Source organism: Anaerococcus degeneri (assembly GCF_017874475.1).
Classification (GTDB): Bacteria; Bacillota; Clostridia; order Tissierellales; family Peptoniphilaceae; genus Anaerococcus; species Anaerococcus degeneri.
Genome location: NZ_JAGGLO010000009.1, coordinates 51,014 through 77,135, shown reverse-complemented (window position 1 = coordinate 77,135; position 26,122 = coordinate 51,014). Strand labels below are relative to the sequence as shown.

The 26,122-nt window shown below is 30.5% G+C and carries 24 protein-coding genes and 3 pseudogenes; 24 read left to right on the top strand and 3 right to left on the bottom strand.

What is annotated here, in order from left to right:
* From J2Z38_RS10580 to J2Z38_RS08540, 17 genes and pseudogenes are all read left to right on the top strand, one after another.
* Window positions 1–479, top strand: a 479-nt coding sequence (locus J2Z38_RS10580; protein ID WP_233463519.1) for a nickase, incomplete at its 5' end; no start/stop codon positions are given.
* Between the two features lie 73 nt (window positions 480–552).
* A complete protein-coding gene (locus J2Z38_RS08615) occupies window positions 553–726 on the top strand; it encodes a hypothetical protein (RefSeq protein ID WP_209774798.1) in 174 nt (57 codons plus the stop codon).
* A 183-nt stretch (window positions 727–909) separates the two neighbouring features.
* Entirely contained in the window at window positions 910–1,437 is a 528-nt protein-coding gene (locus J2Z38_RS08610; RefSeq protein WP_209774796.1) for a PcfB family protein, read from the top strand.
* A 125-nt stretch (window positions 1,438–1,562) separates the two neighbouring features.
* Window positions 1,563–2,297: a phage replisome organizer N-terminal domain-containing protein gene (locus J2Z38_RS08605; RefSeq protein WP_209774795.1), complete on the top strand. Its 735-nt coding sequence runs from the start codon at window positions 1,563–1,565 to the stop codon at window positions 2,295–2,297.
* A 157-nt stretch (window positions 2,298–2,454) separates the two neighbouring features.
* Entirely contained in the window at window positions 2,455–2,616 is a 162-nt protein-coding gene (locus J2Z38_RS08600; RefSeq protein WP_019213949.1) for a hypothetical protein, read from the top strand.
* A gap of 78 nt (window positions 2,617–2,694) precedes the next feature.
* On the top strand, window positions 2,695–4,314 hold the full coding sequence (locus J2Z38_RS08595; RefSeq protein ID WP_209774793.1) for a recombinase family protein: 1,620 nt from the start codon (window positions 2,695–2,697) through the stop codon (window positions 4,312–4,314).
* Between the two features lie 701 nt (window positions 4,315–5,015).
* Complete coding sequence (gene ltrA / locus J2Z38_RS08590) at window positions 5,016–6,686, top strand: group II intron reverse transcriptase/maturase (protein WP_209774801.1); 1,671 nt, start codon at window positions 5,016–5,018, stop codon at window positions 6,684–6,686.
* A gap of 88 nt (window positions 6,687–6,774) precedes the next feature.
* Window positions 6,775–8,148, top strand: a pseudogene (locus tag J2Z38_RS08585) (DNA helicase); the annotation flags it as partial.
* Between the two features lie 43 nt (window positions 8,149–8,191).
* Window positions 8,192–8,851, top strand: coding sequence for a hypothetical protein (locus tag J2Z38_RS08580; protein ID WP_016648534.1), 660 nt, complete (start codon window positions 8,192–8,194; stop codon window positions 8,849–8,851).
* A gap of 322 nt (window positions 8,852–9,173) precedes the next feature.
* On the top strand, window positions 9,174–9,386 hold the full coding sequence (locus tag J2Z38_RS08575) for a helix-turn-helix domain-containing protein (RefSeq protein ID WP_004838415.1): 213 nt from the start codon (window positions 9,174–9,176) through the stop codon (window positions 9,384–9,386).
* Between the two features lie 20 nt (window positions 9,387–9,406).
* Window positions 9,407–10,105, top strand: a complete 699-nt coding sequence (locus tag J2Z38_RS08570) for a response regulator transcription factor (protein WP_004835594.1) — start codon at window positions 9,407–9,409, stop codon at window positions 10,103–10,105.
* Between the two features lie 3 nt (window positions 10,106–10,108).
* The gene (locus J2Z38_RS08565; protein ID WP_004835597.1) at window positions 10,109–11,017 is read left to right on the top strand and encodes a sensor histidine kinase; all 909 of its coding nucleotides are present in this window, start codon (window positions 10,109–10,111) and stop codon (window positions 11,015–11,017) included.
* Window positions 11,018–11,202: 185 nt separating this feature from the next.
* Window positions 11,203–11,571, top strand: a pseudogene (gene tnpA / locus J2Z38_RS08560) (IS200/IS605 family transposase); the annotation flags it as partial.
* Between the two features lie 278 nt (window positions 11,572–11,849).
* Window positions 11,850–12,617, top strand: a complete 768-nt coding sequence (locus J2Z38_RS08555; protein ID WP_209774790.1) for an ABC transporter permease — start codon at window positions 11,850–11,852, stop codon at window positions 12,615–12,617.
* 14 nt (window positions 12,618–12,631) lie between these two features.
* Entirely contained in the window at window positions 12,632–13,555 is a 924-nt protein-coding gene (locus J2Z38_RS08550; RefSeq protein ID WP_016648533.1) for an ABC transporter ATP-binding protein, read from the top strand.
* The gene (locus tag J2Z38_RS08545; RefSeq protein ID WP_004835604.1) at window positions 13,548–14,279 is read left to right on the top strand and encodes an ABC transporter permease; all 732 of its coding nucleotides are present in this window, start codon (window positions 13,548–13,550) and stop codon (window positions 14,277–14,279) included. The genes J2Z38_RS08550 and J2Z38_RS08545 overlap by 8 nt, the downstream gene beginning before the upstream one ends.
* Window positions 14,280–15,032 carry an ABC transporter permease gene (locus tag J2Z38_RS08540; protein WP_007891103.1) on the top strand — a complete coding sequence of 251 codons (753 nt, stop codon included), beginning with the start codon at window positions 14,280–14,282 and terminating at the stop codon, window positions 15,030–15,032. It abuts the gene before it with no gap.
* 44 nt (window positions 15,033–15,076) lie between these two features.
* On the opposite strand, the pseudogene J2Z38_RS08535 reads toward J2Z38_RS08540, so the two are convergent.
* A pseudogene (locus J2Z38_RS08535) lies at window positions 15,077–15,880 on the bottom strand (relaxase/mobilization nuclease domain-containing protein); the annotation flags it as partial.
* 26 nt (window positions 15,881–15,906) lie between these two features.
* On the opposite strand from J2Z38_RS08535, the gene J2Z38_RS08530 reads away from it, so the two are divergent.
* Complete coding sequence (locus tag J2Z38_RS08530; RefSeq protein WP_209774788.1) at window positions 15,907–16,563, top strand: DNA-binding protein; 657 nt, start codon at window positions 15,907–15,909, stop codon at window positions 16,561–16,563.
* A gap of 155 nt (window positions 16,564–16,718) precedes the next feature.
* Here J2Z38_RS08530 and J2Z38_RS08525 read toward each other — a convergent pair whose 3' ends face one another.
* Together J2Z38_RS08525 and J2Z38_RS08520 are read right to left on the bottom strand one after the other, a co-directional pair.
* On the bottom strand, window positions 16,719–18,050 hold the full coding sequence (locus J2Z38_RS08525) for a relaxase/mobilization nuclease domain-containing protein (RefSeq protein WP_209774786.1): 1,332 nt from the start codon (window positions 18,048–18,050) through the stop codon (window positions 16,719–16,721).
* Between the two features lies 1 nt (window position 18,051).
* Window positions 18,052–18,408, bottom strand: a complete 357-nt coding sequence (locus J2Z38_RS08520) for a plasmid mobilization protein (RefSeq protein ID WP_209774784.1) — start codon at window positions 18,406–18,408, stop codon at window positions 18,052–18,054.
* A gap of 325 nt (window positions 18,409–18,733) precedes the next feature.
* On the opposite strand from J2Z38_RS08520, the gene J2Z38_RS08515 reads away from it, so the two are divergent.
* From J2Z38_RS08515 to J2Z38_RS08490, 6 genes are all read left to right on the top strand, one after another.
* Window positions 18,734–19,705 (top strand): helix-turn-helix domain-containing protein, encoded by a 972-nt coding sequence (locus J2Z38_RS08515; protein WP_209774782.1) that lies wholly within the window; start codon window positions 18,734–18,736, stop codon window positions 19,703–19,705.
* 141 nt (window positions 19,706–19,846) lie between these two features.
* Window positions 19,847–20,449, top strand: coding sequence for an MptD family putative ECF transporter S component (locus J2Z38_RS08510; RefSeq protein ID WP_209774781.1), 603 nt, complete (start codon window positions 19,847–19,849; stop codon window positions 20,447–20,449).
* A gap of 17 nt (window positions 20,450–20,466) precedes the next feature.
* Entirely contained in the window at window positions 20,467–21,141 is a 675-nt protein-coding gene (locus tag J2Z38_RS08505; RefSeq protein WP_000687642.1) for an energy-coupling factor transporter transmembrane component T family protein, read from the top strand.
* Complete coding sequence (locus tag J2Z38_RS08500; protein ID WP_209774779.1) at window positions 21,129–22,637, top strand: ABC transporter ATP-binding protein; 1,509 nt, start codon at window positions 21,129–21,131, stop codon at window positions 22,635–22,637. Before J2Z38_RS08505 ends, J2Z38_RS08500 begins: the two co-directional genes overlap by 13 nt.
* 15 nt (window positions 22,638–22,652) lie before the next feature.
* A complete protein-coding gene (locus J2Z38_RS08495) occupies window positions 22,653–24,365 on the top strand; it encodes an ABC transporter ATP-binding protein (protein WP_209774777.1) in 1,713 nt (570 codons plus the stop codon).
* Window positions 24,366–26,111, top strand: a complete 1,746-nt coding sequence (locus tag J2Z38_RS08490; protein ID WP_209774776.1) for an ABC transporter ATP-binding protein — start codon at window positions 24,366–24,368, stop codon at window positions 26,109–26,111.
* The last annotated feature ends 11 nt before the right edge of the window (window positions 26,112–26,122 follow it).

The window sequence follows — 26,122 nt, the reverse complement described above, 5'->3', positions numbered from 1 at the left end:
AAGATGTAGAAAAGAAAATTTTATACTATGAAATCTACAAAGCCAAAAAAGAATTCTATGATGAATATCAAAAGAAAAATATATTCACAAAAGACGCATTTTATAACAAACATAAGAAAGACATAGACCAATATAAGGTAGTAAGTGGGAAATTAAAAAAACTTCTATCAGATAAGGAAAAACTAAGTCCTAAAAAATGGAATGAAGAAAAAAATCTTTTAATGGCAAATCTTGAAGAAATAAATAAAGAAAAAGACAAGATAAAAGATGAGTACCAGGAAATTAATCATATAAAATATTCAGTAGATTTTGTAAATAAAGAACTTGGCATAGATTTATCCATAGAAATAGATAAGTTAATAAAACAAGGTGAAAAACCAAGTGTAATAGCACAGATTAAAAAATTCCAAGACCAAGTTATTAAAGATAATGAATACAGAGAAATGATGAAAAACAAGAAAATGGATCAAGAAAGATAAGACCTGGTAAAAATATCTTATCCAAGCTATAATATGACCAAGAAAATAAAGGCAGATCTAGGAGGTAATAGAGATGAATAAAAGGCAAGAGCTAATAAATGAAATCATAAAAGCAGATCAAGATGGAACATACAAAACATATAAAAGCACAGAAGAAATAAAAGCAATGAACAATAAAGAAATACAAATTATATATTCCAACATGAAAAACTATCTATCAGACAAAAGAACACACATAAACTACTAAAGGTGGAAAAGCAAAATAGGAGCAGAAAAACAAGAAAAGGTACAAATACCTAAGTAAGCTATAAAAACATCAAAATAAAGCATTCCACCACCAACAACAATAAAATAAAAACAATCAAAGGGAAGTATAGAAAAATTAAAGCCTATACTTCCCTTTTTTTAATTCAAACAAAGGAGATAAAGCATGATAAACGAAGAAATAAGCAAAGAAGCAGGTCAAGCAGCACAAACCATAATAACATACACAATAAAGGCAGCAAAAGAATCAATCAACTTAGACAAAGAAATAAGAAAAAAGATGAATGAAACTTTAGAAAAAGCAAATGGCAACCTAAAAAGCCTTATGGGCGATGAAATGAAAATAAAAGACTTATATAAAAAAGGACAACTAGAAAATATAAGCATAGATCAAAGCGACCTCAAAGACTTAAAAAAAGAACTAAACAAACTTGGAGTAAGTTTCTCAGTAATGAAAAACAAAGAAAGCAAAAACTATGAAATATTCTTCCAAGCCAAAGACATAAAAGTAATGGAATATGCCTTTAAGCAAGTCATAGCCAAAGAAAATAAAAAAGAAAAAGAAAGTATCCTAAAACAAATAAAGAAATACAAAGACCTATCCAAGAACAAGGATAAGACAAAAGGAAAAGTCAAAAGGAAAGTAAAAGAAAAAGTAAAACCAAATAAAAAAGATATGACCAGAGAAATCTAAGGGAGTAACGAAAAGTTACACCCTTAGAACCCCACAATAACAAGACTTCTGAAAAGCAGAAGTCCAGAATTCTGAAAATCGGAAATCAAGAATTTCGATTATCGAAAATCAAGAAAGGAGCAGATATGGCAACAAACAAAAGATATTATTGGATAAAACTAAAAGAAGAATTTTTCACAGACAAAAGGATAAAAAGATTAAGAAGAATATCGGGAGGAGATACCTACACGATAATATATCTCAAACTTTTATTACTAAGTCTAAAAGATGAGGGCAAACTCTATTATGACGGAGTAGAAAGTGATTTTATAAAAGAGTTAGCACTAACCATAGATGAAACAGACGATGATGTAATGGTTACAGTTAATTATTTAATCAATCAAGGCTTATTAGAAGTTATAACAGAAAATGATGAATACTATTTAACTGAAATACCAAACTTAATCGGATCAGAAACAGCATGGGCAGAGAAAAAAAGAAGATACAGACAAAATAAACAGAGGACATTGTCCTTAATGAGTCCAACCCATGTCCGACAAGAGATAGAGATAGAGAAAGATATAGAGATAGATAAAGAGAGAGAGGGAGAGATAGAAAAAGATAAAAAGTCCACCCCCATCTTTTATGGAGAATGCAAAAATGTAAGGTTAAGCAAAGAAGAATATAAAAAACTTAAAGAAAAATTAAACTCACACACAGAAATAATGATAAATAAACTATCAAGATACATGGAAAGCAGTGGTAAGACCTATCAAAACCACTATGTGACAATCTTAAAATGGTATGAAGAAGATAAAGATAAACTAAGACAGAAAGGTTTAAATAAAAAAATGAACTATGAAGTAGGCGAATCTTTATAGATAAAAAGAGGTGGAAAGCTATTATTAAAGACTTTAAGTCTAAAAAGGTATCAAAGTATGCCAGAGATAATAAAAATGTAAATATGACACTTAAAAGACGATTAGAAAATTAAAAATCTAATCGTCTTTTTTTATTGCAACAAAAGGGAGGAATTACATGGAATTAAAAAAGAAAAAACGAAGTGGAAAAATCAACTATGAAATAAAGCGAGTATATGTAGGCAAAAAGCCGATTGAAGAAGTATTTGAAGATATTATCGAGCATGTAGTCGAAAGAAACTTAGAAAAAGACAGAGAAAATAAACAAACGCAAGCGTAAGTATTGATTGACTAAACGGGAGTATTTTAGTATAATTAAATTATTGAGATAGTCCTGTTTAGGGAAAGGAGATTGAAATTGAGCAGGACTAAAAAATATGTAGCAGGACTTTATTGTAGACTATCAAAAGACGATGGAAACTCAGTTGAGAGTATGAGTATATGGTCACAAAAAGTAATGTTAAAACAATTCGCAGAAACTAACAGTATCGCTATTTATGATTATTATGTAGATGATGGATATTCGGGAACAAACTTTGAAAGACCATCATTTAAAAAGATGATTACTGATATTGAAAATGGAAAAATAAATTGTGTTATAACAAAAGACTTATCAAGGTTAGGAAGAAACTATCTTCAAAGTGGAGCATATATCGAAATGTACTTTCCACAAAAGAATATAAGATATATTGCAATAACTGATGGTATAGACACATTAAATAGCAATCAAAATGATATTATGCCATTTAAAAACATTCTAAATGAGATGTACGCAAAGGATACTTCCAAAAAAGTTAAAAGTGCAATTCAAAGTAGAATGAGAGAGGGAACATATATAGGCTCTAAAGCTCCATTTGGTTATCTAAAAGACCCTAATAATAAACGCAGATTAATCATAGATGAGAAAACTAAACCTATTATAGAACTCATTTATAAATTGTGTTTAGAGGGTAAGGGTACTCAACTTATTAGCCAGGAGTTGATGAAGAGAAAAATTCCAAGACCAAGTGCTTTTGTTGAAAATGCTGAAAAGCTTTATGGACTAACAGAAGAAAATAAATATCAATGGTCACATAGAATGGTGTTAAATGTTTTACGAGATCCAGTTTATTGTGGAAATATGGCAAGAAATAAAAGACCTACCTTATCATTTAAGAACTCAAAAAGAATGTATATTCCTAAAAGTGACTATATTTATGCTAAAGATACCCACGAGGGAATAGTTAGTGAGGAAATATGGGAACAAGTTCAAACAATGATTGATAAGAGGAAGTGTAACAATAAAAAGGGACTCTATTATGACAACATTTTTCAAGGACTTGTAAGATGTCCTAAATGTGGTTATGCATTGACACCAAAAACTGATTATAGGCTTAAAAAGAAAGAACTCATAGACTTTGTTCACTTTTCTTGCTCCACATATAAAAAATATGGAGTAAATGCTTGTTCATCACATAGAATTGAAGCTAGGGATCTATATAATATTGTTCTTGAAGATATACAATATCATGGAAGTATGGCACTATCTGCTAAAGAAGACTTTGTCGAAAAGATAATAGAAAAGATTGAAGTAGAAAAAATTGACGAGGGAAAAGAACTATCTAACAAGCTGGAGCTTAAAAAGAACCAATTAGCAGAATTAGACAGAAGCTACGAACAGTTATATGAAGATAGGTTAGAGGGGAATATAACCGAAAGAAACTTCAATCTAATGAATGTGAGCATATCTAAAAAACAAGACAAGTTAATCGAGGAAATCAAAGTCTTAGAGGGCGATATAGAAGTATCTTTTGAAACTGAAGATAACTACAAGAAATTCATGGATAATATTAGCAAATACGCTAAGATAAAATCGCTAAACAGATATATCCTAAATCAAGTTATAGATAAGATATATGTCTATGACAAGAAAGAAATAGACGGTCAAATTAGCCAAAAGGTTGAAATTCACTACAAGTTTATAGGTAAATTAAATTGACCACTTCGGACTACTCACCAGACCTAGAGCAAAGAAGTGGTAGAATTGTTCGTCAAGGTAATGAAAATGATAAGGTAAATATCTTTAGATATGTAACAGAGAATACCTTTGATGCCTATTTATGGGTGCGACATGAAGTCGCTTAATTTAACTGTTTGGCATGATGACCAAACCAACTATTCCGTTAGTTGAGCCGAGTATCGACTGCACTTAGGTGTGGTAAGCCGATATTAAAGTAACCCTCCTTGAGGTAAAACCGTGAGGTAATACCGAAACTGCCAGCAACAAGGTGGTTAGGGAGCGAGGCTTGATAATATGGCTAACATATGTGAACTACTGATAAATGTCGTTAAGGCGAACAGGCTAAAGTTGCTGATAAGCCTGAACCAAAATGGTGTATAGTCGGATAATCCTTTCCATAGTGGGATTACACGGACAAAAAGACTACCGGCAGAGAGGTAGAGCCTAAGTTATCAATGTTAATTAAGTGAAACATGGTAAGCCTGTACTATTGCCATAAGGCAAGGCAAATCGTAAGAAATGCTGATAATGGTGCAGGTAAAGGAGAATGGAAAAAGCGAATGCCATCTTGTAATGAGATGGATAGGGGTTCAAAATTTGCCCTAACTCGAAAGAGTGCAGACTTCCATTTGGTTTTTAATCACAAGAGAACTTGTAGAATTTTTGAAAGGAGAAAGCAAATGAACAGTAAAATGTGTGCTACTACTAACAGAGCTAAAGACTGGGAAAGTATAGATTTTTCAGTAGCAGAAAGCTATGTTAAAAAACTACAAATGCGTATTGTGAAAGCGTGGAAAATGAGTAAATATGGAAAGGTAAAATCTTTACAACATTTACTCACAACTTCATTTTATGCAAAAGCCTTGGCTATTAAGAGGGTAACTGAAAATCAAGGCAAGAAAACAAGTGGTGTTGATGGTGAATTATGGCTAACATCACAGGCAAAGTATAAGGCAATAGGAAAGTTAAACTTAAGAGGATATAAACCTAAGCCTCTTAAAAGAGTGTATATACCAAAGAAAAATGGGAAGAAAAGACCTCTCAGCATTCCTACAATGACAGATAGAGCAATGCAAACCCTATATAAATTTGCACTTGAACCCATAGCAGAAACTACTGCTGACCCTAATTCTTATGGATTTAGGGCAAAAAGATGTACACAAGATGCTATTGAGCAGTGTTTTACATCACTTAATAAAAAGAAATCTGCAAAATGGGTACTTGAGGGAGATATAAAAGGTTGTTTTGATAATATAAGTCATGAATGGATATTAAATAATATCCCAATGAACAAGAAATTATTAAAACTTTGGCTTGAGTGTGGATATATAGAAAAACAAAAACTATTTCCAACAGAAACAGGAAGTCCCCAAGGCTCACCAATATCACCTATTATTTCCAATATGGTATTAGATGGTTTAGAAAAAGCAATCAAAGAGAAATACCATAGAAGAACAGTAAATAAGAAAACATATTTCCCAAAGGTTAACTTTGTTAGATATGCAGATGATTTCATCGTTACAGGGGAAAGTGCAGAATTGCTTGAAAATGGTGTAAAGCCAATCATTGTAAAATTTCTAGCTGAAAGAGGTTTAGAATTATCAGAGGAAAAGACACTAATAACGCACATAAATGACGGTTTTGATTTTCTTGGAGTTAATATTAGGATGTATAAAGATAAGTTGCTTACAAAACCATCTGATAAGAACTTCAAGGCTATTGTCGATAAAATCAGACGAATCATAAAAGATAATCCGTCAATGAAACAAGAAATATTGATTAGAAAATTAAATCCAATCATTATAGGTTGGGTAAACTATCAGAAATATAATGTTTCATCTAAAGCCTTTGAAAAACTTGATTATGAAATATATAAAAGCTTGTGGACCTGGTGCGTTCGTCGACACCCAAAGAAAGGTAGAAAATGGATAGCTAAGAAATACTTCAATACCATTGGAAATAGAATCTGGACTTTCAGTGTAGCAACTGGCGACAGAATGGAAAATGGCGAGAAATACTATCTTCGTCTTAAATATGCTACAGACACTGATATTAAAAGATTTACCAAGATACAAGCTGAAGCAAATCCATTTGATGAAAATTGGCAAATATACTTTGAAGAAAGAGAAGAGTTAAAAATACGAAACGAACTTAAAGGACGTACAGTTATAAATAGACTATATAAAACGCAAAATGGAATATGCCCTGTTTGTGGAGAGAAAATAACTATTGATACAGACTTTAGAGTACATCAAACAATTCAAAATAATATTACCCTTAAAACTTTAGTACACCCTTGGTGTCATAGAAAATTGCATATAAATGATGAAGAAAACACGCTGGCTCTTTAATTAGGGCTTATAAAAACTTGAGCCGTGTGAGGGGAAACTCTCATGCACGGTTCTTAGAGGGGAAAGGGATAGTAATATCCCCGACCTACTCGACCAGACAATAGAGAATAAGCAAAAATTCATATCTCAAATTATGACAAGCAAGACGCCTGTGCGTGTTGCTGAAGATGTTGATGAAGCAAGTCTATCTTATTCAGAAATTAAGGCTTTAGCTACTGGAAATCCTTTAATTAAAGAAAAGATGGATTTAGATAACGAAGTTACAAAACTAAAAATGCTGGAAGCAAACTACAAGTCTAATAAATATAAGCTCGAAGATAAGGTAAATAAAATTTATCCTCAAAGTATTTTAAAAACTGAAATGGAAATACAAGCAGTTAAAGAAGATATTGCAAATGTTGAGAAATTAGGAGAAGGAGATAGCAAATTCACTTCAATCAGTCTTGGGACAAATAAAATTTTAGATAAGAAAGAAGCTGGAGAGAAGCTACTAGAAGAAATAAAAAAGGTAAAGATAAATGATAGCAAGGTTATTGGTAAATATAGAAATTTAGACTTGCAAGTTTCGTATAACTTTATGACTAACACTCACACCTTTAAACTTCTAGGAAAAGCAGAATACTTCGGAGAGTTTTCAAACTCTACTGATGGTAATATAACAAGGCTTGATAATGCCATTGAAAAAATGCCTGCAAGACTTGAAAGGTTAAATCAAAATCTTGAAAACTATAAAGAATCTTTAGAAAATGCCAAAGTAGAATTGACAAAACCATTTGAAAAAGCAGATGAGTTAAGGGATAAGATACTAAGACTAGCTGAGATTAATAAACTTTTAGATATGGGAGAAGTCGAAGAATTAGAAAACCAATCACCATTATTAGAAAATTTAAAGAGGGCGATAGTCGATTATTCTAACTACGAGTTTTCAGAATCTAATAGTTATGAAGACTTTGACAAACTATACCCTGATTTAAGTCATATAGGACTTGCCTATACAGAAACACCTGATGGTAAGCATTCTATTCAATATGAAGTAAATTTGGAAGAAAAAACATGGACTCAGTATGTAGATAATGTAGCTATTAGAACAGAATCTTTTGTAGAAGAAGATATATCTAACTCACAAGCTATTAAAGATATGACCGAAGCTATAAAGATGTCTAGTTTTGATGATCTGGTATCAGTAGATGAAGAAGATTTAAAACAAGCACTGGGCTTAGAAATAGATGATGACGGAAACTTCTATGATCCACTTGCAAAAGATCATGATAATGACGGAATACCAGATAGGTATGACAATGATTTTAAAGATAGTGATTACTTTGAATCAACTTATGATGTAGAGGATAATCTTCACGCAAGAGAAGAGAAACCATCAATATTGGGTCAAATATCAAAATTCAAATCAGAAGAAGAAAAAGATAAAAATCAAGAAAAAAACGAAAAAGGACAAGAAAGGTAAAGGAGGGCGAAAGGCTCTCCTTATTCATTACAAGGAGGAAACTATGGAATACAAAGATATTAGAGAAAACTTAGAAGAAATGATGAATGATAATTACAAGGACTTTATAAAAGCACTTGTGAGTATAGAAAAAGGTGTTAATGATGAAAAGGCACTTGAAGAAGTCTATGTTTTATTTATGATCAAAGACACAACAGGTCTATTAAATGATGACTTTGACTATATGATTGATGATATGAAAGAACAAGGTAAGATTGTTGAAAATGTCAGTGATATTGAAGAAAAAGATGATCTTATAAATCTCGTGGGTAATATAGCTGGTAAAGTAGAAAACTTGGAAAGAGAGAATGCCAATGGAGAAAAGTTTAAAGTAAGTAATTTCTCAATTGTTTCAAAAGATGACGATGGAAATAAAGTTTATACCAATTGTTCAGCCTATGGAGATAAGACAAAAGATTTAGAGAACCTGAAACAAGGAGATTTTGTTAAAATCTTCGGTCAAGTAAAAACAAGCATTGATAACAACGGAAAGGAACATAAAAATGTCCGTATTTTGTCTTCTAAGCTTTTAAAAGCAAAAGAACAAATGAAAGGACAAGAAAAAAAGAAAGAGTCTGTGCTTGGAGAAATCAAAAAATATCAGACTGAAGATAAGGGAAAGCCTAAAGAAAAGAAAGAAATATCAAAAGAAGCTGAAAGATAAACTTATGGTCGGTGTGGTCTTAGTACTGCACCGACTCTTTTTTTGTTTGGAGGAAAAAAGAGGAGAGAACACTATCTCTCCATATCCTTGCCCATATAAATTCCTAGTTTTTTCGTATCCTGTAAAGATCGTCCATTGTTTTTTTGAGGAAGAATACTCTCGCATAAGGGTATTCTTTTTTGTTCAGTTTATTAAGTCTGTATAAAGACAAAATGTAAAAAATGGTTGTAAACAATCTTTTAAAAATCAAATAAAAATTGAATATAATCAATAAAAGTGATATAATTACTCCGAAAATCGTTATAAAGAAAAGAGGATTAGTATGGCATTGAATTATAAACCATTATGGATACTATTGGCGAAGAAAAGTTTGAAGAAAACAGATGTAATAGTTATGGCAGGGATTACCACTAATGTTATGGCACAGATGGGAAAAAATAAGCCCATAACACTTAAAAACTTAGAAAAAATATGTAAGTCTTTAGATTGTACACCGAATGATGTATTTTCCTTTGATGATAATTATATTGAATAAGAAGTATGGAGTTATGAGATATGAGAGAGATAATAATTATAGATGATGATATTGCATTATGTAATTTAATTAAAAAGTGTTTAAGTACTGATGGATATTCTGTTGATATTGCCAATAATGGATTAGACGGATATAAGAAAATACGAAATGCAAATAATTTGTGTCTGATTTTATTAGATATTATGCTTCCTGATTTTGATGGGTTTCAAGTTCTGGAGATGATAAGGGAAGAATGCACTATTCCGGTTTTAATGCTGACTGCGAAGTCTGATGATGATTCAAAAATTTATGGACTTAAACAAGGTGCTGATGACTATTTGACAAAGCCATTTAATATAAATGAACTTAAGGCAAGAGTTGAAGCTATGGTTCGTAGATATATAGATTTCAATCAGAAAAGCACAGACCAGTCTGATATACTCACAATAGATGGTATGCAAATAGATAAGGAAAATAGAATTGTAAAAATAAGTGATAATAACATAGAATTAACAAATAAAGAATTTGATTTATTGTATTTTCTTGCGTCTAATAAAGGGAGGATTTTTACAAAAAAACAAATATATACGAATGTTTGGGAAGAAGATTATCTTTTTGATGATAGTAATATCATGTCTTTTATCAGTAAGCTTCGAAAAAAAATAGAGCCTAACCCTGAAGAACCAACTTATATTTTGACAGTTAGGGGCGTGGGTTATCGTTTTAGTAAGGGGGTATGATATATGGATGTAAAAATCATCATAATCTTATTATTGATATTTGTAATTTTTTGTTTGTTAAAAAAAATTACCAACATAAAAAAAGAAATAAACAGTATTCAGGAAGTACTCGTTGATATAAAAAATGGTGATTACAATCGCAGAATTTTAATTAAGAAAAATGAAACTACAGAAAAGATCTGTCATGATATAAATGAGATAACTCTACAAAGTCAGAACAAGCTAATAGAACAAAAGCAGTCAGAACAGGCGTATAAATCGCTTATGACAAGTTTGTCTCATGATGTGAAAACTCCTTTAGCATCTATGGTCGGTTATTTGGAAGCAGTGCAAGAGGGAATTGTTACGGGAGATGAGAAGGAAGATTATATAAAAATTTCTTTAAGTAAGGCACATTACTTGAAGGATTTTGTAGAAAAACTCTTTGATTGGGTAAAGTTGGATTCAGGAGAATGGAAGTTTTCTTTTGTAGATAAAGACCTGAATGAATTAACAAGAAATGTGATAAGCGACTGGATTCCTATTTTTGAAGAAAAACATATAAGTTATGAAATTGAAATTCCGGAACAGGAATTCTATATAAAGATAGATGAAAATGCCTATTTTAGGAGCTTAAACAATATTATAAACAATATTATTATTCACAGTAATTGTGATAGAGTACACTTGAAATTAGAAGAATCGGATACAAAAGCTACTTTGATGATTTTAGATAATGGAAATGGTATAAGTGAAAAGGACTTACCATATATATTTGATAGGATGTATCAGGCAGATAGTTCAAGATTAACAAAAGGATCGGGACTTGGCTTATCAATTGCTAAAGAATTGTTAAGAGTGAATAATGCCAAAATAAGGGTAAGTAGTATACCTAACATAAAAACTGTCTTTACTGTGGAGTTTGCAATGTAAGTAGCTGATTTAGAAAGCCCCTTTTGGGGCTTTTTTTATTTTTTGACTTTAGTCAGTTGAGCACGCAACGCGTGCGAAACAAAAAACTACCCGCTATGCGGGTAGGCAACAATAGGTTATACCAAAAAATCACCTCAGTATTATAATAGAGTTGTTCAGACCTAAAATAATAAGAGGTGATTAATATGGCACAAAAGGCAAATTCATTATCACACACAAAATGGATGTGTAAATATCATATTGTCTTTACACCAAAGTATAGACGAAAAATAGTATTTAATCAATACCGAGATAGTTTGGGAGAAATATTTAGGACATTATGCAAATACAAAGGAGTAGAAATAATAGAAGGACATTTAATGCCAGATCATGTGCATATGTTAGTTAGTATTCCCCCAAAAATATCAGTGTCAAGTTTCATGGGATACTTGAAAGGAAAAAGTGCACTAATAATGTTTGACAAGCATGCAAACCTAAAATACAAATTTGGAAATAGACATTTTTGGGCAGAGGGATATTATGTAAGTACGGTAGGATTGAATGAACAAACAATAGCAACACGACATAGCAATGGATAAATTGAGTGTAAGAATCCATTCAAAAAAAGATGAATAAAGCCCTTTCAGGGCTGGCTAAAGAGGCAAAAACAATAAGGTTTGAACAAAGTGAAAACCAGCGCCTTGAGACGCTGGTTGGTATCACTCGGGCTTATAGCCCGTGATCAAACCACCCGTTTTACGGGTGGTTATGATTGAAACAAGATAAAAACAAGGGTGTCGCAAGATTATGGCAAGGTTAATCATTTATAATATTTATTGTAAGGAGGTGCGATATGTTCTTGATAAAAGCTGAAATAAAAAAATGGAAGAGAAGTAAAATTTTGATAGGTATTATTATACTAACTGTTATCTTGAATTTGTTTGCAATTGAAAGAGCATTTTCAATTTCAAGAGAAAGTCCTATCATGGATAGTTTTGGAGACTTATATTGTTTAGCGTTTAAGAATATAACTTTTGTGTTCTTGCCAATCGTAATTGGAATGATTTCTACAATGTTATTTTTTGACGAAAGGAAGAATGACACTTTAAAGAATGTACTAATAACTTCGGTTAGTAGATTTGAAGTATTTTTTACGAAATTTATTTTGATAGAATTACTGACTATATTTTTGATGGTATTAACATATATGTCATCAGTTTTGGGTGCAGTATTAAGTGCCGGATTCGTAGATTTTAATTTAATTACATTAAAAGAGGCAGCAATATTATATATGCTTGCAGCTTTATTAATTCCGATTGCAATGCTTCCGGTAATTTATATTGCTACTTTTTCTAAGAGTTATGTTTTACCTATTTCTATGTGCTTGCTTTATTTAGGAATTGGGATATTTGGAGCTTCGATATTAGTTCATATACATCCGCTTGCAAGTTTATTAGGGGTTTATCAAAATGTATCATCGGCTGCCAAAGAAATGGTAGAAAACAGTATAGGTGGATATTCGTTAAATGTATCGCAGTTTAGTTGTTTGTTACATATTTTAACAATTGGAGCACTATTTTTTGTGTTCTCTATAAAATCTATGAAAAGACAAAATTATTAAGGAGAAAAAAGAAAATGAAAAACTATATTATTGAAACAAAGAATTTAACAAAAGTGTATGGAGAACAAAAGGCTGTAAATTCGGTAAATTTACACATTGAAAAAGGTTCTATATACGGGCTATTAGGACGAAATGGAGCAGGAAAGACCACTATTATGAAGATGATACTGGGACTTACTGATATTACGAATGGTGAAGTAAGTGTTTTTAACCAAAATATAAAAGGTAATGAGAAAAAGATTTATCCAAGAATTGGTGCGATTATTGAAACACCCGGATTTTATCCTAATCTTACAGGGACGGAGAATTTGGAAATATTTGCACTGCTTAGAGGAACGGCTTTCCCTGATGCGGTAAAAAATGCTTTAGAAGTAGTTGGCTTACCACATAAAGATAAGAAACTATTCGGAAATTACTCTTTAGGAATGAAGCAGAGACTTGGGATTGCTAATGCAATTTTACATGATCCAGAGGTTTTAATTTTAGATGAACCGACAAATGGCTTAGATCCCATTGGAATAGCGGAAGTTAGAAATTTTATAAAAGATTTAAGTATAAAAAAAGGAAAGACAATTTTAATCTCCAGTCATATTTTATCTGAAATAACACTTCTCGCTGATACAGTTGGCATTATAGATAAAGGGGTTCTTTTAGAAGAAAGCAGCATGGAAGAATTAAATAAAAAAAATAGAAAGTATATTATGTTGGAAGTGTCTGATGTATCAAAGACGACTATTGTGTTGGAAAAAGAGTTCGGAATAACCAACTATTCTGTTGAAGATAATAATCATGTAAAGATATATAGTCACGGATTAGATATGGCAAAAATTAATAAGTCATTAGTTATGAATGGAATATCGGTGGCTTCATCACAAACCTGTAATGATTCTTTGGAAGATTACTTCAAGAAGATAACCGGAGGAGAGGGAATTGCTTAATTTAGTTAAAGTAGAGTTTCTTAAATTGAAAAGGAAAAAGATTGTTTGGATGATGTTTCTGGCAACACTCTTAATGCCATTGCTTGCCACTATATACTTTGGGAATATAGACCTTTCAGACAATGCAATGAAATATTTCAAATGGACAATCTTTAGTTATAATTTATGGCTGATTTTACCAATTATATTAGGAATATTTTCCACAATGATTGTGTCTATGGAGTATGAAAATGACACTTTTAAAGCATTATGGATTGTTCCGATACAAAAGACGAAGCTTTTAATTAGCAAATTTATAATTGTGTTTTTATATACTTTAGTCTTTATGGGTTTATCAATTCTCTTTACACTTCTTTTTGGAAGAATTATTCATCATATAGAGATGGATCATTTTTTGTTGATTTTTCTCATTAGAAAGTGTTTTGAGATTAGTGGACTTTTATCAGTTTCCATGCTGCCTATTTTATCTATCGCATTTTTAACAAAAAAATACATTTTACCGATTTGCATTACGATTGTTTATGCCTTTTCGGGATTTGTAATTTTAATGGTTAATATGTATATACACCCATTATCAAGCTCTACAGCAATTGTTTTGAGGGATGTCCCGGGAATAATATTAAATCAGGATATAAATATATTTTATTCTCTTCTTTGTATAGGGATATGGGTCGTCGGATTTACAATAGTTACAAAATTATTATTGAAAAGGAGAGGATGGTAAATGAAGACACTTTTATTAGCTGAATATAAAAAACTTCACAGATCAAAATTGATATTTTTGCTTGTATTTGCACTCATAATGACTTTGGGAGTTGTTTTTCTTCAAGGACAATTTACATTTAGTGGGGAAAAGTATATAGACACATTTGGATGGTATATTTTACAGGTGCATTCTTTGACCACATATTTTGTCTTGCCAAGTTTGATAGCATTGTTTGGAGGATATATTATTTGTCGTGAGGAACAAGAAGATGTACTGAAATCATTAAGGCTAATACCGATAGACGAGAGTAATATGATTACTGCAAAAATGATAATTACTCTATTAGGTAGTATTTTTGTTTATTTAATACTATTTACGGCATCCTTAATTATAGAAGCGGTATTGCATTTACACGCAGTAAATATGAGTGAAGTAGTTCACTATTTTGTTGTATATGTATTAACTGGAATAAGCGTTTTTATGGTAATATCTCCAATTATTGCACTTATTGGACTTGTTAAAAGGAGCTACTGGATAGCTCTGATTATCGCTGAGATATACTCTTTTGTGGGAATATTTTTTGCCTCAAAGGAAATTTTAAGAGCCATTTATCCAATATCATCTGTGTTTATTTTGTCAGGAGCGTATGAAACATCCATGTTGGAATTTGCGATTAGTGTACTTGTAAATTTTGGTTGTTGCTTTATTTCATATAAAATATTAAAGGGCATGAAAGTTGGCAAAAAGAAAAGAATTAGCAAAAGAATATAGTTGGAAAAATAAGTTGAAAGTAATTTTAAAAAGAGGAGAGGACACTATCTCTCCATCTCCTTATCCATATAAATTCCGTAATTTTTTCGTATCTTATAAAACTCATCCATAGTGGATTTTGAGGAAGAATACTCTTGCATAAGGGTGTTCTTTTTTTCTTGTAATTTATCGAGGTTTGATAGTATTTCTTTTGTGTTTGGCAGTTTTTTATAGTTTTCTAAAATTTCTTTAGCAGCTATTTTGTAGACGGAAAGTTCGCTATAATATTCTTCTGCAAATTGTTTGTCCTCAGGATTTTTCTTGTGGTATTTATATATTTCACGATACTTATTTATAGTATTTATATTTTCCATATCTTGGGATAAACTCTTCATTTCAGTTTCAATTTTCTTTATTTTATCTAACAAGTCTTGTCTATCATCAGCAGATTTTTTGATCAGGTCATCGAGTTGGGTAATTGATTTAATGCCTTGTTCTCTTAATTTAATTATTGAATCAGCCATTGTTTTGATATTGTGTTTTCTTGCCCAAACTTCATAGCCTTTACAAGATTGTGCTTTTTCATTAGTAGATATATCAATAACATTTCCTACACGTTTTTTAATAGGATTAGCTTTGTTTTTAATAGCTAAATCTATTCTTTCTTTGATTTTCTCTTCAGTATAATCTTCTCCGATAGTCTTCGTTCTTGTAAATCTTTGCTTATCTTTATGACAAAAAGCAATGTGTTTACCAAACTTAATTTCATAATCAAGAGCTTTCATATTTTCTAAAAACTCTTCCCACGTTTTAGACTTATTAATCATTCTGTCTATATCAAATTGCAGTTTAGACTTCCAAGAATTTCCTCCTTATTTAATACAAGGAGGAAATTATGGAATACAAAGATATTAGAGAAAACTTAGAAGAAATGATGAATAATAATTACAAGGATTTTATAAAAGCACTTGTGAGCATAGAAAAAGGTGTCAATGATGAAAAGGCACTTGAAGAAGTCTATGTTTTATTTATGATCAAAGACACAACAGGTCTATTAAATGATGACTTTGACTATATGATTGATGATATGAAAGAGCAAGGTAAGATTGTTGAAAATACCAATGAACTTGAAGAAAAAGACGATCTCATAAATCTCGTGGGTAATATAGCTGGCAAAGTAGAAAATCTTGAAAGAGAAAATGCTAATGGAGAAAAGTTCAAGGTAAGCAACTTTTCAATTGTTTCAAAAGATGACGATGGGAATAAAGTTTATACCAATTGTTCAGCCTATGGAGATAAGACAAAAGATTTAGATAACCTAAAACAAGGAGATTTTGTTAAAATATTTGGTCAAGTAAAAACAAGCATTGACAACAACGGAAAGGAACATAAGAATGTCCGTATTTTGTCTTCTAAGCTCTTAAAAGCAAAAGAACAAGTAAAGAGTCAAGATAAGGATAAAAAGTCCATATTAGGTCAAATAAAAAGCTTTAAGACAGATGACAAAACTAAGTCAACTAAGAAAGAGCATAGCAAAGGCGCAGAGAGGTAAATATCGGCAGTCTTCGGACTGCCTTTATTTTTTTTGCTCATTTAAAGTGATATATCAAGTAATAGAAAATAACTTATAGTTAATGTTTTAATTAAATTAAAGAGGAGGTTTCTATACACAAAATTTTACACGGTCTTTTATCCGCTTATATCTTTTTATCTCTCCACTTCCTTTCCATAATAATTTTCATAGTTTTTTCTATACTGAACAAGGTCGGAAAATTGTTCTTTATTCAAAGAATACTCTTGCATAAGGGTGTTCTTTTTTTCTTGCAATTTATCGAGTTTGGTTAATATTTCTTTTGTATTTGGTAGTTTTTTATAGTTTTCTAAGATTTCTTTTGCGGCTATTTTATAGACGGAAAGTTCGCTATAATATTCTTCAGCGAATTGCTTATCCTCAGGATTTTTCTTGTGGTATTTATAGACTTCACGATGCTTATTTATAATATTTATATTTTCCATATCTTGGGATAAACTCTTCATCTCAGTTTCAATTTTCTTTATTTTATCTAATAAGTTTTGTCTATCATCAGCAGATTTTTTGATTAGATCATCGAGTTGAGTAATTGAATTAATTCCTTGTTCTCGAAGTTTAATTATTGAATCAGCCATTGTTTTGATATTGTGTTTTCTTGCCCAGACTTCATAACCTTTTGAGGATTGAGCTTTTTTATTAGTAGATATATCAATAACATTTCCTACTTTCTTTATAAAAGGATTAGCTCTGTTTTTAATAGCTAAATCTATTCTTTCTTTTAATTTTTCTTCAGTATAATCTTCTCCGATAGTCTTCGATCTTGTAAATCTTTGCTTATCTTTATGACGAAAAGCAATGTGTTTACCAAATTTAATTTCATAATCAATAGATTTCATATTTTCTAAAAACTCTTCCCACGATTTAGACTTATTAATCATTCTATCTATATCAAATTGTAGTTTAGATTTCCAAGAATTTCCTTTCTTGTTTTGGTCATATTCATACCAGGATTTACCAGAAGTTTTATATTTTCTCTTGTAAGCTTCATAATATTCATCAATGACTGAAAGCTTATTTTCTTTACATAATTCGTCACTTTGACATCTAATTTTATGGTAAGTTTTTTTGTTAGATTGGTAGCATTTACCAGTCTTGTAATTAACATTATTAAAAATAATATGGTTATGGATATGCCCTCTATCTATATGAGTTGCAAGGACAAATTCATAATCTTCTTTTAAAATTTTCTTACATAATTCCATTCCAATTTCGTGAGCTTTTATAGGATCAACCTCTCCTGGTAGAAAAGATTGGATTAAATGTCTAGCCAAAACTGTACCATTAGTATCATTATCTTCTCGTGTTTTCATAAATTGAATATGGGCAGTAGATGGATGACATTTGAATGAAGATACCAAGACTTTTTCATCAGTTTTTTCGCTCTTAGTAATGTAATCTATTGCCAAATTTAGAGTTGATTTTATAGGATGTATTTTTGTAATTGCCATACTAATCACCAGAACTTTCTTTTGATTTATTAAGAAGTAGGGAATGGATTTGCCATATTTCTCTTGATAATTTTTCTATCTGTTTATTCATTGACTCGATTTCATTTTTGTAAATAACACCAGTTGTATTAGTAGCCTTGGCGATCTGGTTTATGTTATTTGTTGCATTTGAAAGAAGCCATTGTAGGTTTCTAAATGGTTCTAAATCTATTACATAAATTTCTTTTTCTAATACACATTTCCTAAGAAAGTGAGACATAGTTTTGCAATTAGCAAGTTTCATTTTCTTTTCAAAAACTTCCTTTTCTTCTTTGGTTAGTTTTATTTCTATTCTTTCATTTCTAAATCTATTTGCCATTTTATTCTCCTTTATAAAATATATTTCGGGGTCTTAGGGTTCTCCCTAACAAGGTAAAAATAAAAAAATGGAGCATTCCGTAAAGGTCTGCTCCATTAATTTTTTCGTAAGTGTCCGTACACTTACTGTGCTTGCTATTAAAGTTATAAGCGTTAAGCGTGTTATTTAATTATTACCATTATACCATAAAATTGAAATGTTTGTATCTAATAGAAAAGCTTAAAATATAGATGTACGATTAATATGCTATAGTGTATTTTTAGTATAAAATCTAATTTTTGGGTATAATTTAATTAATTATTATGATGCATTAGGAGGTAGAGTTTTGGAATTAAATCATGAAGATATTATAGAAAATGTACTTGAAGGATATATTTTTTCTGAAAAAAAGGTTACTGATGAATGTAAAATTTATACAATTGAAAATTCCACTGGCTGTGGAGAAATGCGTTGCTACAATTTATTTGAAGGTGTTCAATTATCTTATAATAACCTTAATATGGAGACGGCATATCAAAAAATAAATCCTAAAAGCGGGGTTTTAGAAATAGATCATTGCTTAGAGGGATGTTATGAGTTTAAACTTGAAAATAATGAACGTGCTCTGATAGGTAAAGGTGATCTAAGTGTAATCGAAATAGGTAAAGTTCTTTTTGAAGATTCATGCATACCAACAAAAAAATATGTGGGACTTTCAATATTTATTGATATTGAAAAGGCACAAAAATCTATTGATAAATACTTTCCGTACGCAAAAATTGATTTGTTAGAAATAAAAGATCGTTTATGTAAAAATGGTGCAGCTTTAATTATTCATTCACGTCATGAGATAGACCATGTTATTAGTGAACTTTATAGAGTAGATTCTAGAATAAGACTTTCTTATTCAATTATAAAGACAATAGAGTTGTTATTATTTTTAAATTTAGTTGAAAGTTCAGATACTTTTAAGTTTACATCTTTTTCAGAACCAGTATATAAAGCAACTGTAGAATCATATAAGACGATTTTAAATAATCCTTTTGAAAGATATTCTATTTCTGATTTATCAAAAAAATATGCTATCTCAGAATCCAGTTTGAAGAGATGTTTTATATACATAACTGGAAGCTCAATAGGTAATTTTATTAGGGAAAATTGTTTAGAAGCCGCTGCTAAATTATTAATTCATAAACCCTTAATGTCAATAGGAGAGATTTCTGATTTGTCAGGATATTTGAATCCTAGTAAATTTTCTGAGTCATTCAAAAAACATTTTGGGCAAACTCCTCAAGAATATAGAAAAAAATCAATCTGACCTTTTTAGAGCAAATAAAGAGCTGTCAGGTTATAAAGAAAATATCCATCTTACTTTATAATAAAGTTGAGATGGATATTTTTTTGTAAATATTCTCTATACACATTCTATGTACATTTTATTAATTGACGGAGGTGTTTTATGAACAATAAAAAAATGACTACAAAAGATGTAGTAACAGTAGCTATTATGATTGCCTTGTTTTATGCAATTTCTATTGTTGTTGGAATGAGTATGGTTGCTGTTCCAGTTGTGTATATTTATGGTACTGCTGGAATCGAAATGTTTATAGGAGCTATTTTCTACTTGGTAGCAGCTAACAGACTTAATAAACATGGGCTATTATTTATATGGATATTAATTTATGGTCTTATCACAGCAGCTATGGGTTATGTGTTTATGCTTCCATATTTTATTGGACTTGCTATTTTGTGTGAAATAGTAATGATAGGCAAAGACACTTATATAAATCCAATAAGAAATATGATTGGCTGGAGTGTTTATGGTGCTGGTATGTTCATGGGAATAGGAGTTCCATGTTGGATAGCTTGGGAATCTTATCAAAAGCAAGCTTTAGAGAGTGGGTTTGCAGATAGGACATTAACATTGCAATATAATTTGGTATCTTCACCAAAACTACTATTATTAGGTGTAACAATAACCGTTATATTATCTGCTTTAGGTGTTTTGTTTGCACAAAAAATTCTTAAAAAACACTTTAAAAAGGCGGGTATTTTAGAGTAAATGGAGATATATGGGAAATGAAAATAGAAAAAATAAGTGGAATAACTTGTCTTTTTTTAACTATAATTTCCTGTATGGTGTCAATATTTACAAAAAGTTACTATATGCATGCTCTGTTTGTAGGATGGCTTTGTATGCTTTTAGCATATTTTGGTTTTATCAAGCAGAGCATTATTTATTTTATGATATATAGTTTTACTACATTTTGGTTATTAAAAATGATACCTAGTGGTGTAGTTATAATTTCTCCAATGCTTTTGGGAATGTTGTATAAATTCATAGTTCCAATCATGGCAGGATTTTTAACTTTTAAGATACCATCAGGAAAATTAATTTCAATATTTCACAAATTAATGTTGCCACGAAATTTTGTACTTATATTAACGGTAATTATTCGATTTGTACCAACAATTGCTGGGGAATTTAGAACAATAAAAGAAGCTATGAAAGTAAGGGGATTTACAGGTAACTTCTTTCATATTTTATCAAATCCTTTGAGGACTCTTGAATATGCCATAGTTCCTTTAATTTTTCGTTCTATAAAAGTAGGAGATGAATTATCAGCAGCAGCGATTGTTAGAGGAATTGAAAACCCAATAAAAAGGGATTCATATTATAGTAACAAGTTGTGTAAATTAGACATAATTATAATAACTGCAAGCTTTGTTTTATTTATATTATGTCTTATATGAGAGGTGCATCATTGAATAATAAACTGGAAATTAGGAAATTATCTTTTTCGTATAATAGCAATAAAGATGAACAGTTGAAAGATATAAATTTAGACATTAAAGATGGTGAATGTTGTGTAATTATAGGGGAGTCGGGATGTGGCAAGTCTACTTTGACAAGAGCTATAAATGGATTAATTCCAAATTTTTACGAAGGAAATTTAGATGGAGAAGTATTTATTGATAGCAAATCTATAAGAAATTTAAAATCATGGGAGATAGCAAAGTTAGTCGGTAATGTATTTCAAGATCCTAGAAGCCAATTTTTTGCCAATGAAGTTAATGGAGAAATTGCATTTGGACCGGAAAATTTGGGATATAAGCGTGATGAAATAATAAGAAGAGTAAATGAATCAAGTGAGAAAATGAATATTGATAAATTGCTAAATAATAGGATATACAATTTATCCTATGGAATTAGGCAAAAAGTAGCAATTTGTTCAGCGAGAGCTATCGAACCATCTATATATGTATTTGATGAACCATCTGCAAATCTTGATTTGAAATCAATATATAAATTTTCAAAACTTATAATGGACTTAAAAAACGAAGGGAAAACTATAGTAATTGTTGAGCATAGGTTATTTTATTTAAAAGGAATAGCTGATAGGTATTTATTGATACAAAATGGATCTTTAACAAATAGTTATAAAGCAGAAGAATTTGAAAAAATTAGTTCAAAAGACTTAAATGCATTGGGCTTACGCTCAATAAATCTTGATGATATTGTTGTAGATGACCACAAAGTTAAAGAAAAAGAAATTAGTAGTGACAATTTTTTTGATTTTGAGGTGAAAAATATTAGTAAAAAATATAAAAATAATTTCGTACTAAAAGATGTGTCACTTAAATTTGATAGCAATGAGACTATTGCTTTAGTAGGAATAAATGGAACAGGTAAAAGTACACTCGGTAAAATTTATTCTGGGATTCAAAATCAGACTGATGGAGAAATAAAGATAAATGGACACAAAGCTAATAAAAAGATGAGGTTAAGTAAAGTGTGGTATATTCCTCAAGATTTAGACTCTCAATTATTTGGGGAAGATTTGATGGATGAATTATTAACTGGGTTAAAAAATAGAGAAGATTATATCACGAAAGCAGAGGAACTTTTAAAAAAAGTTGGATTATTTGATATAAGAGATAAGCATCCAGCAACTTTATCAGGTGGTCAAAAACAAAGACTAGTTCTATGTGTAGCTATGTTGAGAGAAACCCCTTTTATTATATTGGATGAGCCGACATCAGGGCTTGATTTCAGGAGTATGGATAAGGTGGGGAGATTAATCAAAGAGGAACAAAGAAAAGGAACAAAATTTTTGATAATTTCTCATGATATTGAATTTATAGCAAAGACGTGTGATAGACTTGTAAAACTAGAGAATGGGATAATAACAGAAGATTTTTATATTGATAATATAGGACAGCTGTTAAGAGCTATGGAGGCTAAATAATTTAGGAGGTGCGTAATGGAAGTTTTAAAAAAGCATATAGGACAAATTTTATCGTCAGTTATTATAGCAATAATTGGTGTTTTTTGTGGTGTTGTACCATATTTTGCTTTGGCTAAGATTACTCAAAATATAGCAATTAATAATACAGATTTAGAATTCTATGTAAGACCAATTTTGCTTATTTTAGGTGGATTAATAGGAAGTGTTATTTTTCATGAGATTTCAACTTTAATTTCTCACAATTTAGCATTTCGCATAATAGAGGACGAGAGGAAGAAACTTGTAAGAAAAATTAATAGATTATCAATGGGAGAGATTGAAAAACGATCTAGTGGAGAATGGACTCAGTTTATGGTAGAAACTTTGAATAAAATTGAGCAACCGATAGCTCATGTTATTCCTGAAGTAATAGCTAATCTTATCATTCCAATCGCTTTAGTAGTTATTGTTTTTATTATAGATTGGAGAATTGGAATTGCAAATCTTATAACCTTACCTCTAGGGGTGTTATTTTCAATTCTAATGATGGGCGGATATGAAGAAAAATCACGAAATTATCAAGAAGCCGCAAAAAACATGAATACAACAGCTGTTGAATATATTAGAGGTATTCAAGTTATAAAGGCATTCAATAAATCTGCATCATCATATGGAAAATTTGTAGATGCTGTAAATAGTAATAGAGACAGTATGCTAAATTGGTATTTAAGTGTTTGTTTCTATATGACAGCAGCAATGGAAGTTTTACCATCAACTTTATTATTTGTTTTACCAACTTCTTTATACTTGTATATGAATGGAAGTATTGAAGTAGGCAATCTAATAATGTGTGTTTTATTATCTTATGCCTGCTACAAACCTTTGATTAAAGCTATGAGTCATATGGATACTATGGCGAATGTGAGAGTTGTAATTGATGAAATAAAAAATGTTATTGAGTTACCAGAGTTAGAACGAGGTAATGGAGAGGAGAAAATAAGATCATACGATATTAATTTTGAAAATGTATGTTTTGCCTATAATGATAAGAAAAAAGTTTTTGATAACTTATCCTTTAGTGCAAAAGAAAATAAACTTACAGCTATTGTTGGTTATTCTGGCGGTGGAAAATCCACTATTGCTAAGCTAATTGCGGGATATTGGAACATTAATAAAGGGAAAATATCCGTAGGAAATGTAAATCTTAAAGATGTTTCTCTTGAAAAGAACATGGAACTTGTAACCTATGTATCACAAGAAAATTATCTATTTAGGAAAAGTATTATAGATAATATGAGAATGGCAAATCAAAATGCTAGTATTGAAGAGATAAAAGATGCTTGTAAAAAAGCTTCTTGTCATGACTTTATTATGAGTCTTCCTAATGGATATGAAACCATAATAGGAGAATCTGGAAGCAATTTATCTGGCGGTGAGAGACAAAGACTTACAATAGCTAGAGCTTTGCTTAAAGACAGCCCAATAGTTTTATTAGACGAAGCTACAGCATATTCTGATCCAGATAATGAAGCTGAAATTCAAAAATCGATAGATGCATTAGTAGAAAATAAAACTGTTATCATGATTGCTCATAGACTTTCTACAATAATAGGGGCAGATAAGATTATAGTATTAAACAATGGGGAAATTGAAGCGGAAGGAACTCATAAAGAACTTCTTGAAAAAAGTGAAACATATGCAAAAATGTGGAAATCACATATAAGTTTATCAAACGATAGGGGTGAGTAGATGAAAGAATTAATTCACAAATTATATTGGATTGCTGGAAAAGAATCTTCCAAAATTAGCAAGATGTTTTTCTTTGAAGTATTAAAAAGTATATTTGAAGGAATATCCCTTGGGGCTACAATGTTGCTTTTACTTAAAATATTTCAAAATATATATGAAGGAAGAAATATTAAACAAGAAGACATCTATGTCGTATTTGCTATAGCCCTACTAAGTGTAGTAGGCAAAATATTATCTAGTTATATGGCGGATAGAAATAAATATATCGCAACTTACAATATGGGAGCAGAAAATAGGCTATATATAGGTGATCAGTTAAAAAAAGTGAATATGGGATATTTTAGCAGCAACCGCCTTGGAAATATTTCAGGCGGATTAACCACAGTTATAGGTGAACTTGAAACCGTAGGTGTTAATATAATAGAAACTTTATTTGTAGGAGTAATTCAAACTATAATAATGGCGATATTCATGATTCCATTTGATATAGTTACAGGTTTTATAATTTTAGGAACTTTATTCTTGGGAATGTTATGCAATGCTATCTTTCAAAAGAAATCAGACGAGTTGACTAAAAAATTACAAGCTTTAAAAATAAATCTAAATGCATCTACTTTGGAGTATGTTAAAGGTATTAGTGTTATTAAATCATTTGGAAAAAGTGGTGAAATGACTAAAGAATTGGACAGAGAGATTTATAAAAATAGAAGAGGTTTTATAAATGTTGAAAAAACTGTAGCACCTGCTGCTTTGATATTTCTAATTATATTTAAATTGGGGATTTGTCTTATTATATTTTCAGCTATTTATAGATTTTGTATAGGAGAAATTGATCACTATAAAGCTGTAATGCTTGTAGTATCTAGTTTTATTGTTTTTTCCGGTTTTGAAATGGCTGGAAGTATGCAAAACGTTAGAGGAATAGCTATACAAAACTTGGATTCAATTGCTAAACTTAGGAATTTACCAACAATTTCAGAAGGCACAAGAACAAGTTTTGAAAAAGGAGATATAAATCTAAAGGACGTTGACTTCTCATATGACGAACAGAACTTATTTAACCGTTTAAATTTAGATATTCCAAAAGGTAAGACTACAGCAATTGTAGGTGGTTCTGGAAGTGGAAAAACAACACTTTGTAATTTGATAGCTAGATTTTGGGATGTAGATTCTGGAGAAATATTGATTGATGATAATAACATAAAAGATTTTAGGTATGACAATCTGTTATCTAATTTCACTTTTGTTTTTCAAGACGTCTATTTATTTGATGACACTATAAAAAACAACATTAAGTTCGGAAATCCAGAAGCTAGTGATGAGGAAGTTATTAATGTTGCTAAGCAAGCACAGTGTCATGAATTTATTATGAAGTTGTCAGATGGTTATGACACAGTTTTACAAGAGGGTGGTTCAAATTTATCTGGAGGAGAGCGTCAGAGAATATCTATAGCAAGAGCTATGCTAAAACCAAGCAGAATTGTTATTCTTGACGAAGCTACTTCAAGTGTAGATCCAGAAAATGAACAACAACTTATAACTGCTTTAAACAATTTGTTAAAAGATAAAACTGTAATTGTGATTGCACATAAACTTGATACTATTAAAAATGCTGATCAAATTGTTGTTATGGATAAAGGAAATATTGAAAGTATTGGTAAACATAAAGAGCTTATGGAAAAATCACACATATACAAGAGTTTTATTGAGAAAAGAGAAAAAGCTACTGGTTGGAAAATTGAATAAAATTTAATAGA